Raw genomic sequence first — 16,080 nt, 5'->3', positions numbered from 1 at the left:
CTCTAGTCGGATGCTTCGCGATTTCCTTTGTTGGTCTCGCTAACCCTACCCAAATCAAAGATTATGGGTAGGGACTGCACTCGACATTTTGTTCAATCATAGCTGGAATAGCCGCTATTCTGATTGGTTTTGGAGGTACATTTTCAGCATTTTGGTTTAACTTGCCTGCGGATAGTGGTGGCGTTTCTGAATTGGTTCTGAATCAATTCTTGTTGGGTTTTTGGCTATGGTTAGCGGCTCCTGGCTTAATAGCCTTGATTTCTATCGCCTTTCTATATAAAAGTGTCAGTAAAAAGAGCCGGCTCGATTAACTGCTAACAATGATTAAGAGAGGAGCAATAAATGAGAGTGATAAGAACTAAACAGCTTTCCCTCGATGCCTTATGGGATTCAGCAATATCTCAGGAGCGTGTATTTAGACCCGATGACTTTGCTCATTTGCCAGAAGTTGTCAGGCGGTATCTCGACCATGCGATCGCCCCTGGAACGGCGATCGCATCAGCAGTGCGCCTAAAAATGCACGGCGAAATCAAATTAAAAACCTGGAGTCCCTTCACCGCAGAGCAAGTTGTCTGCTGGGAGCGCGGTTTTATTTGGAGTGCCACCGCCTGGATGAACCACTTACCGATCGTGGGATCAGATCGGATCATTGATGGCATTGGGGCGATGCAATGGAAGCTATTAGGGCTATTCCCAGTGATGACCGGAACCGGCTCAGATATTACTCGGTCTGCTGCCGGTCGTCTTCAGGCAGAATCTATGTTATTGCCATCTGTATTCTCTAGCGATCAGATATCATGGACAAGCCGGAATTCATCGCACCTACAAGCCAGTTTTATCCTACAAGGCGAGCCAGCGAAATTAGACCTAACCATCGATCGAACGGGGCAACTCAAAACCGCCAAACTGCCACGCTGGGGCAATCCAGAAGGTGCTGAACACCACTATGTAGATTTCGGGGCGATCGTAGAAGAAGAAGGCACATTCTGCGGCTACACGATTCCCACCCGTTTGCGAGTTGGGTGGTACTTTGGCTCCGATCGATTTGAGTCAGAAGGCGAGTTTTTCCGCGCCACCATTGATGAGGCTATCTACCAGTAATCGTTAGCAGTTTCAGAAAATTCAATTTTAGAAAATCTATGCCAATTAAAAAGATGCAATCACGAGGTCTGCGATGACGATTTTCATTCTGATTCAACTTCTGTTGCCCCTGATTTTGATTGGGTGGTTGGCTTTTGTGCCGCCCCGCAATCTACTGGGTATGGGGATTCAATCTCTGGTGACGGCGATCGCCTTGGTGGCGATCGCGACTATGGGTATCTGGATCTTTCCGCCCTAGTGGACTCCCTATCTGTATGGGGTGCTATTTATGCTGGCGTTGGGACTGGGGTTTTCAAAGCATCAGCCCAAGCGCCGGATGCCCTTAAGCTGGCCAGGTTGGTTGATGGTTATCGGCTTCGTGGCCTTTGGCGTGTATGCAGGCAATGAGGCAGTCCGCAGTTGGACGGGGCAGTTTCCTGCTGCTGCGCCTACTGTTGACCTTACCTTTCCTCTGCGGGGTGACAATTTTCTGATTCTCAATGGCGGTAGCAATATTCGCATCAATGCCCACCTCAAAACCCTAGATGAGTCAGTGCCGCGTTTCCAAGCCTACCGGGGTCAAAGTTATGGCATCGATATCATTCAGGTTAATCGCTGGGGGTGGCGATCGCCCGGCATCAGCCCCAAGAACCCTGCGGCGTACTTGATCTACGGCGCGACGGTGTTCGCTCCCTGTGCAGGTCAAGTGGTGCAGGCGATCGATGGCTTCCCAGATATGACCATCCCAGAAACTGATCTAGTGAACCGCGCTGGAAATCATGTGATTCTGCGCTGCGGCGAGTCCGAGGTCATCCTGGCCCATTTTCGCCCCCAGAGTCTCTTGGTGGATTCCGGTATGACCGTTGCCGTCGGGGATGCCATTGCCGAGGTCGGCAATTCTGGGGCCAGCACCGAACCCCACCTTCACATTCATGCCCAGCGACCGGGTTCTTCAGCCGTGCCTCTGTCCGGCGACCCCTTGCCGGTGCGCTTCGATGGCCGTTTTCTCATTCGCGGCGATCGTCTGACTTTGAGGCAGTGATGGCTTGAGCGCATTTCATCCCCAAAAAAAATATCCTTGTCAAAGTTACCGTACTCAACCAGGTTTATTCGTAATGAAGAAATATCCCGTCATTTGGTTTTATATCTTGGCCTTTGGTATTTCATGGATTGGCATGGTATCAGTGATCTTAGCCTCGCGAGATATTGCCCCACTTTACCGCACTTACTTCCTAGTTCTTTCCATCTTTTATGCCATTGGCCCTGCACTTGCGGCTGTGATTGTGGCACAGGTGGCGTATGGTTGGGCAGGGGTTGGAGATTTGCTCAAGGGACTGATCCGATGGCGGGTTGCCCCAGTCTGGTATATCGTCGCAGTGCTGGGGCCTGCGGTTCTTCTCATTACGGCGCAAGGCCTCACCAAATTACTGGGCTTTTCAGCAACAGTTGTCACACCACAGGTCGATCTATCCCCTTATTTTTTCATTGGTCTCATGGTCAATTTCTTCGCCAATATCTGCGAAGAAATTGGGTGGCGCGGTTTTGCATTGCCACGATTGCAGAAACGACATAATGCCTTCATAGCTACTCTGATTGTGGGCACATTATGGGGGTTATGGCATTTACCGCTTTTCTTTTTGGCGGGTGCGATGTCTGAGTACCCTTTTCTTTGGTTTATCAGCATCGTGGCAGATGCTTTTGTATACACCTGGATTTACAACAGTACTAAAGGCAGTATTTTGCTAGTGGCGCTTTTGCATGGTTCGGGGAACATAGCTAGCGCATTCATCCCTGGGGTATCCCCTATCATCTATGCTCTTGTGAACTGTGTGGTGGCAATGGTATTGATAGCCGTGTTTGGCAGAGCGAATCTCTCGCGCCGAAAAAGGGTTCGTGCGTGCTAAAACTGGTTTACAAGGGACTGACTTTAAAGTTGTATCGGGTCAAGGCGTTCAAGATATAGTTAATAATCAACACTATCGGGTTGGCAGACCGAAATGGATTGAGGAGTTAAAATTGCAGTTTCCTTTAACCTTGCAAAAAGGGTTGCAAGAAAGTGAATCGCGGGGAGAAAGCGCGATCGCCTATAGAAACTATACGAGACAAGTTAACAATGACAGAGGGTAACATGGGATTTTGGTCAGTGGTTGCTGTCGGCATCGGTGGCATGGTGGGTGGCGGCATCTTCGCCGTTTTGGGGTTGTCGGTGCAGTTAGCCCAAGGAGGCGCACCCTTAGCGTTTGCGATCGCCGGCACTGTTGCCTTAGAATACGCATTGGCGGCGGCGGCTAAACCCTTCATGGGACAGGCTGGTTTTAGTTTAATTGCGATCGCGGCTTTACTTTCAACGGCTTCAGCCCTCAATGCCACACTTTACGGCACTTCACGCCTGAGTTTTATCATTGCTAAATCTGGAGAGTTACCCTCTGCGTTAGAAAAAAAGATCTGGAATCAGCCAGTTGAGGGGTTATTAATTACCAGTGGCTTAACTCTAATTGTTGCTAATGTATTCGATCTCTCTGGCATATCGACAATGGGTAGCTCAGGCTTTTTAATCATTTTTGCTGCGGTCAACTTTGCTAATGTGCGGCTTTATAAACGCACTAATAGCTATCGATGGATTTCATTTTTGGGTATTGTTTTTCTGTTCAATTACTTTTTCAGCAAGCCCTAAATAAAAATTCTGAACACGGATTAGATGGATTACGCTGATTTCACTGATTTTAATTCATTTAATCTCCCAAAATTCAAAAAAATCCGCGCCATCCGTGAAATCCATTTAATCCGTGTCCCAGATGTTTATGTTTTGATTAATCTTTTAAATTCTAGGCTTTTACTTCCAAAATTAATCAATAGCCCGATTTCGAGTTTATATACTTTAAGATAATTTAAGGCTTGGGCAAGGTGGACATCTTCTAGTTGTTTGGTGGCTTTTAGTTCGACTAATATTTTTTCTTCAACCACAAAATCAGCCCGCCGTGTGCCGATCGGCTCTGGTAGATTTTTATAATAAATATGTTGCTCAATTTCTCTAGCAAAGGTTAACCCTGCTTGATGAAATTCGTAGGCTAAGGCGCGTTGATAAATTACTTCTTGAAAACCACTACCTAGAAATTTATGAACCTCAAAGGATGCACCGATTATTTTTTTGGTAATGTCTTGGTATTTTAAGTCCATAATAAAAACTTGAACACGGATTAAGCGGATTTCGCTGATTTCGCTGATTTTAATGGTTTACATTTTTCATGATATATATACTTTAGCAGATAACCTGATCCATGTAATCTGTGCAATCCATATAATCCGCATAATCCGCGATTCTGACTTTTTAATTTCCTAAATTTACAATTATCTCAAATTCAGCTTTAGTTAATGGCATTACGGCAAGTCTAGGCTGTTTGACTAAGCCAATATTTGCTAATTCTGGAATTTCTTTAATCTGGCTTAATGTTATTGGTTTCTCAAAACTTTCGATTGGCTCAAAGGTGACGCTTAACCATTTGGGATCGTCGGTGGTTGGGTCTTGATGGGCGGTGACTATGACTTTCATTTTACCCATGATGCTGTTTCCTTCTTGGCTATGGTAAAACAAGACTTCATCATCTATTTGCATGGCTTTGAGGTTATTCCGTGCTTGTGGGTTGCGGACGGAATATATTTCAAATTTACCGTTACGCAAAATTTCTTGCCAACTGTAGCGGAAGGGGGCGAATTTTACTAGCCAGTAGTTCATATTAATTAAATGCTGAACACGGATTAAGGGGATTACGCAGATTACGCTGATTTTTAAGATAACTCAAATCCGTGCAATCAGTGTAATCCGCTAAATCCGTGTTCAAAGAGTGGGGTTAAGTTTACGCAGGTTAGCTTTTTGGGCTTGCGATAATTTTGGATATCTACGCACATACCAATTCTCAACTTCGGCAATGTCTTCGGCGTTAAGTCCATAGGCTTCATAGACTAATTTATCTATTTCTATCTGTTCGTGACTGGCATAATCATAACGAGGATCAATTTTTTGTTTTGAAATTAAGGAATTGATATTTTGTTCTAAATTAAGATTTGAAATAATAATTGATGTATCAAACAAACCTTGCTCTGGACTTTCTACTGTGTGCGCTCTATAGTTTTTAAGCAAATATCTGTAAACATTACTATTCAATATCCCAAGAACTTGCTCTGAATTAAAAGAAGTAAAAATTGTAGAACCTTTGTTTCCAAAAACTGCACCACATCCTAGTCTAAATGTTGGAGAGTAAATACCAGTTGGGGAATATGTAATTCCATATTGAAAATATCGTTCCGTATTTCTAAATACAGCACAGGTAGTAGTTTCATAACTCTTTTTAATAGGAGTATTTTCTTTGTATTCTTGTATTCTTTGGGCAATAGTCAATGACTTCATTCTATTCATACTCCATTCACACCAATCTATGAAGTAGTCAGTTACAACAAAATAGTTTGGCAACCAACCATCATCTGAGTCACTCTCACCACCTTTATCGTAAGGAACAATATAACGCCCACCAAAATATCTTTGACTTGAAGGATCATCTTTAGAAACACCCTTATTAATCACCTCTAAGCGCAAATTATCATTATTTCTAATCTTGTCTAAATCTTCCTCAGTTAGCAAATACTCTCTAAAGTCTTCAATACTGCGATAATTACCCCTTGCATCAGGATTTTGGAACAAATAAGCCTGATTATCACCAGTTTGTAAACCAACTTTTACATCCGCAATATCCCCTAACTTTACGACCTGAATCTCTTTATCATTCATCTCAATCTTGCGTACTTTTAACATTTTACCGCCAATTTCCTGCTCAACAGTTTTCGGCATACAAGACGGATCATTACTATCATTCATCAAAACAAACAACTTAGGACTAGCCACAAAAAACGGCAAATTACTATTAGTCCGAATCAAACCTTGCGGATAATAATAAATCCCATACTCCTCATTACTCACACAATCCCTCACCTCACCAAAATCAACCCCTCGCGCCAGCCCCAACAACTCCACAAACCGACTATAACTATCATGAACACTCACATTAGTCATATCCACCATCTGACAAACATGATCCCGATTAAAAGACTTTGAAGTATTGCGTTCACAAATAATAATCGCCGTATTTACAGTCGCCTTAAACGTATCAGTATGCACCCGAATCATCTTATGAATGTAGTTATCCATCATTTGACGACGCAGAGCATGATGACTCTTGATAGTCATAAAAGTATCACTGACAATATAAGCCAAAACCCCACCATCCTTTAACGGAGTTGGCTTATTATTACTTGCCAAAAACCTCGCAATAAAAGCACCATAGGGATCTTTACTATCTATTCCCAAATCCTTACGCACATCATCACTAATCTTCGTACCACCATAGGGCGGATTACCAATCACACAATCAAAACCCTGCCCCTCAAGCTCTGGATAGAAGTAATCCAAATTAAAAAATGGAGCCGCCACCGTCGCATGGGTAAACCAATGACGCAATAACTCCTTATTTTGTCCTGTGATCTGCTTACCAGTTATTTCTTTACTAAAAGACGGAAATGCGCGATCTAAAACCGTCACGATTTCTTCAACAACTAAATTTTTATCCTCAAGCGATAAGTCAGGCTTGTAATACTTGAGTCTCGCAACTTTTAACTTAGCGATCGCATCAGGCGAAAACAAATCTGCTTGAATATTTTTGAGACTATTTGCACAAATAATCTTTGTCTCAATATTCGGCATTGGTGTAATTCCTTTCTCAACCTTTTGATCAATTAGCAAAGAGATAAAAAAGCGTAACTTGGTAATCTGTACCGCCAAAGGCTGAATATCAATGCCATAAATACTATCCCGAATAATTCCTAACTTACGGCTGTAATCATCTAAATGTTGCTTCAGTGTCTTCTCAAATTCATCTCGATAATTAGCATCTACAGGTTGCAGTTTCAGCCGTAACCATTTGGAATTATCTGGATCAACCAGCTTCAAAATATCAACCAACCGATGTAAAACACCCATCGAGAAAGCCCCTGAACCACAAGCAGGATCAAGCACCTTAAATCGATCAATTCCATTCACCACACCGTCACAAAAATTACGATCTTTATTGTCTAGAATGTTCTCATAGACTAACTTTTTGAGGGTTTCCACATTCTTAGAAATAGTATATTTTTTCAGATAAATAAACAGACTTTCATTCACCATTTCTTGAATTACCTTACGTGGTGTGTAATAGCTCCCTGTCTGCTTACGGATACTCTTGATCGTACTCTCTCCCAAATTTGGATCAAGTTCTGCCAATAGGTTTTCAAATACTAAACCCAACAACTCAGGATCTAACGCAATATCTTCATCATAGGGCGTATTCTCTTCCAAAGTGAACTTATAGGATTTAAAAATTTCATTCAAACCCTTATGGTAAACCTTCCTAACTTCAAGTTTCTTAGCCTTACCCTTTGCTACATTTTCTTCTGTCTCAATCCCATAAAAGAGAAAGTTAGGCACACGCATCACCGTATCTTTGATGCTTTCTTTAGCATTATCTTCATCCAACTTATCAAAAATACCACCATTCAAATAGGGAATCTCGGTAAACCATTCAATCTGAAAATCTGAATGTAAATACTGTGTCCATTTAAAATCTTTGAGCGATTTTTTATCCTTTTGATTTAACGAATTGAAAAATATATTCTGCAAAACTCCGCGATAATAGCTATTTGAATCTAAAAAGTTACCATCTTCAAAATCTTTAACCAAAGGATAAACCCGACCATCCCAATCTCTAAGCTCCAAAATATCAGGCTTAATCAGCCCCTTCTCTTTGATAAACCAGCAAAACATAGTTCTGGCAAGCAACCGAACCAAAAAGTTTTTGATGTTTTCCTTTTCTGGCACATAGTCAGGTCTGAAAGGAAGCTTTATATGCTGTGAGGCATAGTAAAACCAGTCTTGTAAATCTGCATAAAACTGATCATTTAAAGCTTGCAATGAAAATACCGTTTGCCAATAGTCATACAGCTTTTTAAAACTATTGATCTTACTCGCATCAATCTTTAAACCCTTAAAATTCTTATCGCCAAAAATAATTTTTTCATGCGCCGAGTGAATATTGCTAATACTCACATCCCTTAGCAGCGTTACCTTGCCCGCCTTCTCCCCTTCCTGATTCCGCTTATATTTTGACCTTTCCGTATTGGCAAACGCCAGATACTCACCATCAGCACCCGCATACTTAAACACCACAACTACAGGCGTATAACAAAACTCCCGATTAAAAGCCCGTGCTATTTCTGCTAACTGCGATCGCGTTGGCAACAAACCACCCTCGCGCCTATTTAATGTCACCCCAAAAATGACAACTCCCTCATAATCCTTGGTCAAGCCCTGCACCTTCTCCAAAGCGATCGCTCCTTTCTTCCGAAACGCAGCATCATCAACCATGCCCAAACAATAAACCTCATCCATCAGCCGAAAAGATTCGCGATCGCGGTAAGTATTTTCGAGAATTTCCCTAGCAGAAATTAGCTTATCTGTTACAGCATTAATCGGTACTTGTAACGCCTCAAAAAAATCCCGCAAAGCAGTCAAAAAATCTGATTGGTTAAAAATGGTTAATTTCATATCAAAACAACGTCAGAATCGCGGATTATACGGATTATGAGGATTTCACGGATTTTACTTGTTTTCATCATATACCCTTCCAACCAGAAAATCCCTTAAATAATCCTAATAAATCCTTAAAAAATCCAAAAAATCCGCGAAATCCGCGAAATCCGTTTAATCCGTGTTCAAAAAGAGTTAGGTTCATTATTTACAGATCCTTAAAGGATTTTAGAATTTGAAGCACGGGATAGAGTTCATTGCGCGATCGCTTAAAAAGTGAAAAATCATCAGAAAGATCGTATTGCGATTGTTGTAGCTTAACAAACATAAAATGATCGCCATTGGTGACAAGTGCATAAGTTGGTTTATCACCATTTGGACTTGCCATCATGTAGGCAAGAGCCTGTGGTACTGCCACCAAAAACGAAAAACTAGAACGCTTTGCCTCAATTAAAACGATCCATAAGTTGTTATTCAAAACTAAAGCATCAATTCGACCGTGATAAGTAACACTACCACTGTAATCGCTAATCTCAACTGACTGCTCACTTCGCAAACTAAAAGGAAATTCCAGAAAACCTGCCAAAAATAGTAACGGTGAAACCATCAACAAATTTACCGTTCCCTCAGACAAAAAGCCTTCAGTAATATGATGTAAATATGATTGCTTGATCCGATCTAAAGTTGTTTTTTCAGTATCTCCTAATTCTTCAAAATCTCTACACCATTCCATAAAGAAGTCTGGATCTTGCGATCGGCGCAGACCTAACTTTGTCTCTACATCATTAAACGATCTAATATTTTCTGTAACTGCAATAGTCATTCAAAACAACATCTGAATCGCGGATTATACGGATTAAAGGATTTCACGGATTTTACTTATTTTAATCATATACCCTTCCAACCAGAAAATCCTTTAAATAATCCTAATAAATCCTTGAAAAATCCAAAAAATCCGCGTAATCCGCGTAATCCGTCTAATCCGTGTTCTCATCCCCCCTCACTAACACCCAAGCCACCAAATCAAACTTATCAACCTGAAACTTATCATCAACTTTGACGTTCTGTTTGACAATTTCCAAAGCTGATTTATTGCCCTTCTTAATTTTGCCTAACAAATCCCGCGCCGCCGTTCCCATTGTCTCCTTAGTCGTGCCATCCTCCATTACCTCAGTTTGCACCGCTTGACTACTTAACCAAGCTTTAAGCCCATTTACTAATTCAGCGATCGCACTTTCTTCACCCCGATCCACAGCATCAGGAACAAATCGCTCTTTGTCTTTATTTACAGTTAGAAAATCCAATACTTCTTTTTGATTGTTTAAAACTAACTTGCCCGATTTATCAATATAAATCAAATCAAAAACCTGATATTGATGATCGAACTTCTTAGAAGGTTTTGCCGGATAACCAAGTAAAGCCACAATACCACTACGATCGCCTATTTTACCATCTCCCAAAAATCCCGTATATACCCCCTTTGGCATCTGGCGATATTTATCTTTATCGCGGTCAAATTCAGCGAGTAAATCCTGTCGATAGCGCTCCAAAGACAAACTATCAAAACCTAAACTTTGATCGCTTACCTCAATATCATCCCAAGTAATTTCCATCTGCTTTATCATGCGATCGTTCATTTTGCGGTCAAAATCTTTATCATGTGCCATCTTTGCAAAGCTATCAGAAAACTGATGATCGACCTCAGATCCAGCCAACTTCATCGCCGCCATCCGTTGCTCAATCCTTTCTTGCAGATTGAGATAGGAATTAATATTATCTGAAGGCCAGAAGTTAATCCCAAATATTTTTTGATTTGGACTACCCAAGCGATCGATCCGTCCCATCCTTTGAATAATTCTTACAGGATTCCAATGGATATCATAATTAATCACCATGTCAGCATCCTGTAAGTTTTGACCCTCGCTGAGTGCATCAGTAGCAATCAAGATATCAATAGATTTATTTAACTTTTGGTGAGTATCAGGATGGTTTTCTTTAATCCATTCTTGCCATTCTATAAAAGCGTCTAGTCCCACTTTCTCAGATTGAAAAGCCCATTCTTTTTCTAAAAATAGCTTGGTATATGGTGCAAATCTTTCAAGAATCGACTCCATAGACTGTTTGCGATTGTCATCATCTGAGTATGAGCCTGACCCCGATGCGATCGCAATCTTATCAAAACCTCTCGCTTGAAGCTGTTCAAACAAATATACCGCCGTATCACGATAGACTGTGAAGATTACCACCTTTTGATTATCGTTATTTGCTCCTGATTTGCGCTTGTCTAGGATTTTGCGAATTAGCACCTCTAACTTATCGTCACAGGACTTATATAGAGAAGATTTCTGAGATTTTTTGGCAATCTCTTTATTTATATTAGTTTCAAACTTTTGCAGATTGACATAGAGATTATCTAAAGCATCCAAGTCTTTTTTGAGGTCTTCTTTAAATTTATACAAGTTACCAGCACGATCAATTTCTGCAATGCTAATCGGGCGCTTTTTACCAAGAGTATATTTCTCCACCTCTTCTGTAAATTCATCATCTTCTTCATCTTCATCTAGGTTATGGTCATCTATTGCAATATTTGTAGCTGATGCAGCTTGATTAGCTTGATAATCTCTAACTTTATTCAGTGCATTTTGATGATGCTCTCTAATCTTTTTAACTGTTGAATAAAAAGAAAACCAAGAAGACTCTAACCGCTTGACCATCAAGATATAGAGCATTTTTACGAGAAAGCGATCGCGCAGCTTGTCATTTTGCAAAATATTCTTTTTCTTTTTAGTACCATCATCGGCATAAAAAGCTGGCTGATAGCCCGACAACATGGGCGGGAAATGCTCGAACAGTTCCTCAAACGTATTAAAGTTACCAAGCTGGTGAGGAGTCACAAATAAATTTTCAGGCTTATTTTTAACAGGAAATGTTAAATTAGTTTGCTGACTTTCTACCATCTTGCGAGTTCTGGCAACTAATAACGAATCCGTCAATCTAAAAAAATCATTACCTGAGAGTTTTTTAATAAAGTCTCCTATTTTGGGAGTATTATCTTTGCGCCATTTATTAAATATTGTCTGTGCTTCTTTAAAGGAATAATCAATATTTTTGATACCCAGTTTTGTGTCATACCCATGAACATTACCCTGCACCATCAACTTAAACTGATTTCTAGCATCATTCAGAGAGTTATTGATCGGTGTTGCTGATATTAACAAAACTTTGACATCTTGATTTTTCTGCAAAATCTGCTCAACCAGAAACTTATAACGATTTGCCTTGTCATTCCGTAGATTATGACTTTCATCAATCACAATCAGCTTCGCTTTCTCACTGGTTAAATAGGATAATCCTACATCATAAGAATTGATCCTAACCTCGCTTAAATCCGTATGAAATCTTACCAAAAAATCAAATTGATCAGCTTCAAATTTTGAATCTCTTCTCTTTAAATATCGACTCCAATTCTGTTCTAATTTCTTCGGGCAAATCAAAATAATCTCATGGGTACTGGCAAAAAATTTCATTACTGCCAACGCGCTCCAAGTTTTACCCAAACCCACCGCGTCCGCTAAGATTGCCCCATTATACTTTTGCAGCATCCGAATTAAACTCAAAACCCCTTTTTTCTGGAAGTCATACAGAGCATTAAAAACCGCCGTATTTTCCAATCTTCCCACTTGACGATTAAACTCTGGATCGTTCTCAATTTCCAGAATTTGATTGCTAAATAGCTCAAATAAAATTTTGTAGTAAATATCTTTGGGCGTATATTTAATAAATATCTTTTCAATTTCTGCAATTAAATATTGCTTGAAATTAACTTTTTTCCTCGAACCATCTTTAAAAATAAGAGTTTTTTCTTGATGTGCTTGTGGCTTATTCCAAAGTTCTGCAAACCATTCGACTAGCTCTTTATATTGGTTATTATTACCAGTTTCGGCAATATTTAATTCTAAATTATTTGTATGTTTTAAGCCAATTCCTGCTTCAGTCAGGTTGGAGCTACCCGAAATAAAGTATTTGTTGCGATCGTCTTTCTTTGATGGCTCAAACAAGTAGCACTTAGCATGACAAAAATTTGGCTCTAAGGTTTTTGCCTTAACCTTATCCTGCTTTAAAAAATTAACTGCTTCCTGAGCCAGACGACTAAGATTGAATGCCGCCTCTATTGTAATATTTTCATTTAGTAAATCTAGGGGACGATCATCAACTTGATCTAAGTTAACGATATCTCCCAATACTAGGCGAAACTTCGTAATTTTTTGATTAACCTGCTGCGAAAGATAAGCTAAAGCCCCAATAGTGAAATAGCCTGTAACGATGTCAATAGTGCCTTCTTCTGTATATTTAGCAATCCACTGATAAACTTTCAGATTCTGGTTTTCGTTGTCTAGTATCATTAGCCTGTCTTTATAAAACTTGAGTTGGGCTTGATTTTTGTTTAAGTCCCACTAGGGCTTCTTGCATCAGTAGTCGATCGCCTTCATCATCTCCGCTACTAAAATCGTAATACTTTTTCCTTTAATGGGCATTGTGAGCATCTCCTGTGGGTTGATGGATGGGCATGGGTGAAAATAAAAGTTGCGCCTTGGTTTGGTGCGATTTCAGCGACTAATGAGCCGCCGTGACGTTCTGCTATCTTACGACAGATTGCGAGTCCAAATACCAGTACCCATAAATTCGCTCGTGTCGGCTTTCCTCCTTGGTCTAAAGACACGAGGCTCCCAGCCTTCCCGCATTTCCTTGCGGGAATGCAAACAATGAATACACCCGACATTTCACCCTCGTTGGCTACAGTATTGTTTTGAGTAAGCCAATATTCGCCTAAATCGCTGTTTTTAATTTACTTATATGTGTCCAATTGTAGAGAACATTATAATCAAACCTATTTCTAAATGTAGATGATATTTAAATAATTTAATTTTAGCATTAAGACATAAAAAACAATCAATAAAAATCTTGACTTAAATAAGTTGCTGGAAGAACGAAGCTAAACAAATTCCTAATCATGAATTACATAAACAAGCATTATTAAGTATATAAACTAAACATTTCACTGTGAATGTGGTTCTATCTATTGATTACTTGCCAAAGGAAAGATTGAGCAAACAATCCGCTTTATTGTGGCTTATCAAACAATTAGTGATTATTTAGATAATCTATGCGATCGCAGCACCTCCCAAGATATATCTGAGGCTTAAAAAAAAATTATCAAGGCTATTTTTTTGGCTACAGTATTGTTAATTCAGGCTTTTATTCTGGAGAAAAACCATGTTAGATATGAATGAAACAGGAAAAAGAAATCAACCTAACCCCGATACACAAGGTAAAAAGCACAGTCATAAGCAACACGCAGGACATGATAAACACGCAGGACACGATAAACACGCAGGACACAGCCCCGCTATGTTCAAACGGCGTTTCTTTATTTGCCTAGCACTCACCCTACCTGTCCTCTATTTTGCGCCATCGTTTCAGGAGTGGTTTAACTACCAAGCGATCGAGTTTCCCGGTGCAAATTGGGTAATGCCCGTTCTCGCTAGCATTATTTATTTCTACGGTGGCTTGGTTTTTCTGAAGGGGGCTTACCACGAAATCCGCAGCAAAATTGGCATGATGACGCTGGTGGCACTGGCCATCACCGTAGCGTTTGTCTATAGCGTGGCAGTGTCTCTGGGATTAGAAGGAAATTCTTTTTACTGGGAACTGGCAACTCTAGTCTTGATCATGTTGCTCGGTCACTGGATTGAAATGGCTTCGGTGCAAGGAGCCAGCCGCGCTTTAGAGCATCTCGCCAATCTAGTGCCGTCCGTCGCTCACAAAAAGATCAATGGGCAGATCGAAGATGTGCCGGTGAGTGAATTAGTGGAAGCCGATCAGATCCTCATTCGTCCGGGTGAACAAATTCCCATTGATGGTGAAGTTGTAGACGGGAACTCTAGCGTCAACGAGGCTTTTTTAACGGGAGAATCGCGCCCAGTGGTCAAAAAAGCCAGTGATGAAGTGGTCGCCGGAGCAGTGAATGGAGAGGGTGCTTTGACCATCAAAGTTACTCGCACTGGGGATGAAACAACTCTGAGCCAGATTATGCGCCTGGTTGAGGAAGCGCAGGCATCTAAAAGTCAATATCAAAACAAAGCCGATCGCCTGGCTGGTTGGCTAACTTATACGGCGATCGCAGTTTCTACGCTGACGTTCATTGTTTGGCTATCGGTGGGAACAGGCGGTTTAACTTTTGCCATTAATCGGGCGGTGACGGTGTTAGTCATTACCTGTCCTCATGCGCTAGGTTTAGCGATTCCCTTAGTCATCATCAACGCTACCTCGATGGCGGCTAAAAACGGGATTTTGGTACGCAACCGAGATGCGTTTGAACGAGCGCGAGGCATTAAAACCATCGCTTTTGATAAGACGGGAACTTTGACAAAAGGGGAGTTCGGCGTACAGAAAATTTATACTGACAGGATTGAAGAGTCATCAGCCTTAGTGATTGCGGCTTCTTTAGAATCCCTATCAGAACATCCCCTCGGACAGGCGATCGTTCAAGAAACACAGAAACGCGATCGCCAGCTTGATCAAGCGACTGATTTCAAAGCTGTAGCTGGTCAAGGCGTTGAAGGTGTCGTGAATAATCAACACTATCGGGTTGGCAGACCAGAATGGGTTGAGGAGTTGAAATTAAAGTTTCCTTCAGCCTTGAAAAAAGGGTTACAAGAAAGTGAATCGCGGGGGGAAAGTGCGATCGCCCTAATGGATGATCAGCAAGTCCTGGCTGTCTTTGGATTAGCCGATCAAGTGCGCGAATCGGCACGAGAAGCGGTGAAAAAATTACAGGAAATGGGCGTGCAGGTGGTGATGATTACAGGCGATGCTGAAGCCGTTGCCAAGACTGTTGCTGAGGATTTGCACATCGATCGCTACTATGCCCGTGTTTTGCCAGAGGATAAATCTGCGTTGATTCGTAAGCTCAAAGCTGAACAGCCGACTGCTTTTGTGGGTGATGGCATCAATGATGCTCCTGCTTTAACTGAGGCAGATTTAGGATTGGCGATCGGCGCTGGAACCAATGTGGCGATCGAATCAGCAGATTTAGTCCTAGTTAAAAGCGATCCACTGGATGCGACTTATGCGCTGAAACTTGCCAAAGCCACCTACAACAAAATGATCCAGAACTTATTTTGGGCGACTGGATACAACGTCATTGGCATTCCCTTGGCGGCAGGAATTGCAGCACCGTTCGGCATTATCTTATCGCCAGCAGTGGGGGCAGTCCTGATGAGCATTTCGACGGTTGTTGTTTCAATTAATGCCATGTTGTTACGGCGCGTGCGTTTGCATGATTAGATGTAGAAGAGATTCTTGATCGCTTACCCAAGATAAGATAT

At 41.2% G+C, this 16,080-nt stretch carries 12 protein-coding genes and 1 pseudogene; 8 read left to right on the top strand and 5 right to left on the bottom strand.

The window, feature by feature from the left end:
* The first annotated feature begins 342 nt into the window (after positions 1-342).
* The 6 genes from JUI58_RS18120 to JUI58_RS18095 all read left to right on the top strand — a co-directional run bounded on the left by JUI58_RS18120 (position 343) and on the right by JUI58_RS18095 (position 3,754).
* The gene (locus JUI58_RS18120; RefSeq protein WP_204105210.1) at positions 343-1,101 is read left to right on the top strand and encodes a DUF6544 family protein; all 759 of its coding nucleotides are present in this window, start codon (positions 343-345) and stop codon (positions 1,099-1,101) included.
* Between the two features lie 73 nt (positions 1,102-1,174).
* A complete protein-coding gene (locus tag JUI58_RS18115) occupies positions 1,175-1,339 on the top strand; it encodes a hypothetical protein (protein ID WP_204105209.1) in 165 nt (54 codons plus the stop codon).
* 30 nt (positions 1,340-1,369) lie between these two features.
* Complete coding sequence (locus JUI58_RS18110) at positions 1,370-2,122, top strand: M23 family metallopeptidase (RefSeq protein ID WP_204105208.1); 753 nt, start codon at positions 1,370-1,372, stop codon at positions 2,120-2,122.
* Between the two features lie 73 nt (positions 2,123-2,195).
* The gene (locus JUI58_RS18105) at positions 2,196-2,984 is read left to right on the top strand and encodes a type II CAAX endopeptidase family protein (RefSeq protein WP_204105207.1); all 789 of its coding nucleotides are present in this window, start codon (positions 2,196-2,198) and stop codon (positions 2,982-2,984) included.
* The gene (locus JUI58_RS18100; RefSeq protein ID WP_204105206.1) at positions 2,974-3,207 is read left to right on the top strand and encodes a hypothetical protein; all 234 of its coding nucleotides are present in this window, start codon (positions 2,974-2,976) and stop codon (positions 3,205-3,207) included. Before JUI58_RS18105 ends, JUI58_RS18100 begins: the two co-directional genes overlap by 11 nt.
* Positions 3,194-3,754, top strand: a complete 561-nt coding sequence (locus tag JUI58_RS18095) for an amino acid permease (RefSeq protein WP_204105205.1) — start codon at positions 3,194-3,196, stop codon at positions 3,752-3,754. Before JUI58_RS18100 ends, JUI58_RS18095 begins: the two co-directional genes overlap by 14 nt.
* 125 nt (positions 3,755-3,879) lie before the next feature.
* Here JUI58_RS18095 and JUI58_RS18090 read toward each other — a convergent pair whose 3' ends face one another.
* The 5 genes from JUI58_RS18090 to JUI58_RS18070 all read right to left on the bottom strand — a co-directional run bounded on the left by JUI58_RS18090 (position 3,880) and on the right by JUI58_RS18070 (position 13,095).
* Entirely contained in the window at positions 3,880-4,257 is a 378-nt protein-coding gene (locus JUI58_RS18090) for a GxxExxY protein (protein ID WP_204105204.1), read from the bottom strand.
* Between the two features lie 151 nt (positions 4,258-4,408).
* The gene (locus JUI58_RS18085; RefSeq protein ID WP_204105203.1) at positions 4,409-4,813 is read right to left on the bottom strand and encodes an EVE domain-containing protein; all 405 of its coding nucleotides are present in this window, start codon (positions 4,811-4,813) and stop codon (positions 4,409-4,411) included.
* A gap of 102 nt (positions 4,814-4,915) precedes the next feature.
* Positions 4,916-8,710 carry a hypothetical protein gene (locus JUI58_RS18080; RefSeq protein WP_204105202.1) on the bottom strand — a complete coding sequence of 1,265 codons (3,795 nt, stop codon included), beginning with the start codon at positions 8,708-8,710 and terminating at the stop codon, positions 4,916-4,918.
* 190 nt (positions 8,711-8,900) lie between these two features.
* Positions 8,901-9,515, bottom strand: coding sequence for a type I restriction endonuclease (locus tag JUI58_RS18075; RefSeq protein WP_204105201.1), 615 nt, complete (start codon positions 9,513-9,515; stop codon positions 8,901-8,903).
* Between the two features lie 154 nt (positions 9,516-9,669).
* On the bottom strand, positions 9,670-13,095 hold the full coding sequence (locus JUI58_RS18070) for a helicase-related protein (RefSeq protein ID WP_204105200.1): 3,426 nt from the start codon (positions 13,093-13,095) through the stop codon (positions 9,670-9,672).
* Between the two features lie 568 nt (positions 13,096-13,663).
* Between JUI58_RS18070 and JUI58_RS27835 the strand changes: the two are divergent.
* A pseudogene (locus tag JUI58_RS27835) lies at positions 13,664-13,881 on the top strand (DUF2600 family protein); the annotation flags it as partial.
* Positions 13,882-13,966: 85 nt separating this feature from the next.
* Entirely contained in the window at positions 13,967-16,039 is a 2,073-nt protein-coding gene (locus JUI58_RS18060) for a heavy metal translocating P-type ATPase (protein ID WP_204105199.1), read from the top strand.
* Positions 16,040-16,080 lie beyond the last annotated feature (41 nt).

The organism is Spirulina sp. CCY15215 (assembly GCF_016888125.1).
Lineage (GTDB): Bacteria > Cyanobacteriota > Cyanobacteriia > Cyanobacteriales > Spirulinaceae > CCY15215.
Note: the sequence above shows the minus strand (reverse complement) of the source record. Positions and strands in the feature narration are given on the sequence as shown.

What these genes read in the sequence shown, in the direction of transcription:
- JUI58_RS18120 (WP_204105210.1), top strand. Translation starts at nt 343, where the DNA reads ATGAGAGTGATAAGAACTAAACAGCTTTCCCTCGATGCCTTATGGGAT.
- JUI58_RS18115 (WP_204105209.1), top strand. Translation starts at nt 1,175, where the DNA reads ATGACGATTTTCATTCTGATTCAACTTCTGTTGCCCCTGATTTTGATT.
- JUI58_RS18110 (WP_204105208.1), top strand. Translation starts at nt 1,370, where the DNA reads ATGCTGGCGTTGGGACTGGGGTTTTCAAAGCATCAGCCCAAGCGCCGG.
- JUI58_RS18105 (WP_204105207.1), top strand. Translation starts at nt 2,196, where the DNA reads ATGAAGAAATATCCCGTCATTTGGTTTTATATCTTGGCCTTTGGTATT.
- JUI58_RS18095 (WP_204105205.1), top strand. Translation starts at nt 3,194, where the DNA reads ATGACAGAGGGTAACATGGGATTTTGGTCAGTGGTTGCTGTCGGCATC.
- JUI58_RS18090 (WP_204105204.1), bottom strand. Translation starts at nt 4,257, where the DNA reads ATGGACTTAAAATACCAAGACATTACCAAAAAAATAATCGGTGCATCC.
- JUI58_RS18085 (WP_204105203.1), bottom strand. Translation starts at nt 4,813, where the DNA reads ATGAACTACTGGCTAGTAAAATTCGCCCCCTTCCGCTACAGTTGGCAA.
- JUI58_RS18080 (WP_204105202.1), bottom strand. Translation starts at nt 8,710, where the DNA reads ATGAAATTAACCATTTTTAACCAATCAGATTTTTTGACTGCTTTGCGG.
- JUI58_RS18075 (WP_204105201.1), bottom strand. Translation starts at nt 9,515, where the DNA reads ATGACTATTGCAGTTACAGAAAATATTAGATCGTTTAATGATGTAGAG.
- JUI58_RS18070 (WP_204105200.1), bottom strand. Translation starts at nt 13,095, where the DNA reads ATGATACTAGACAACGAAAACCAGAATCTGAAAGTTTATCAGTGGATT.
- JUI58_RS18060 (WP_204105199.1), top strand. Translation starts at nt 13,967, where the DNA reads ATGTTAGATATGAATGAAACAGGAAAAAGAAATCAACCTAACCCCGAT.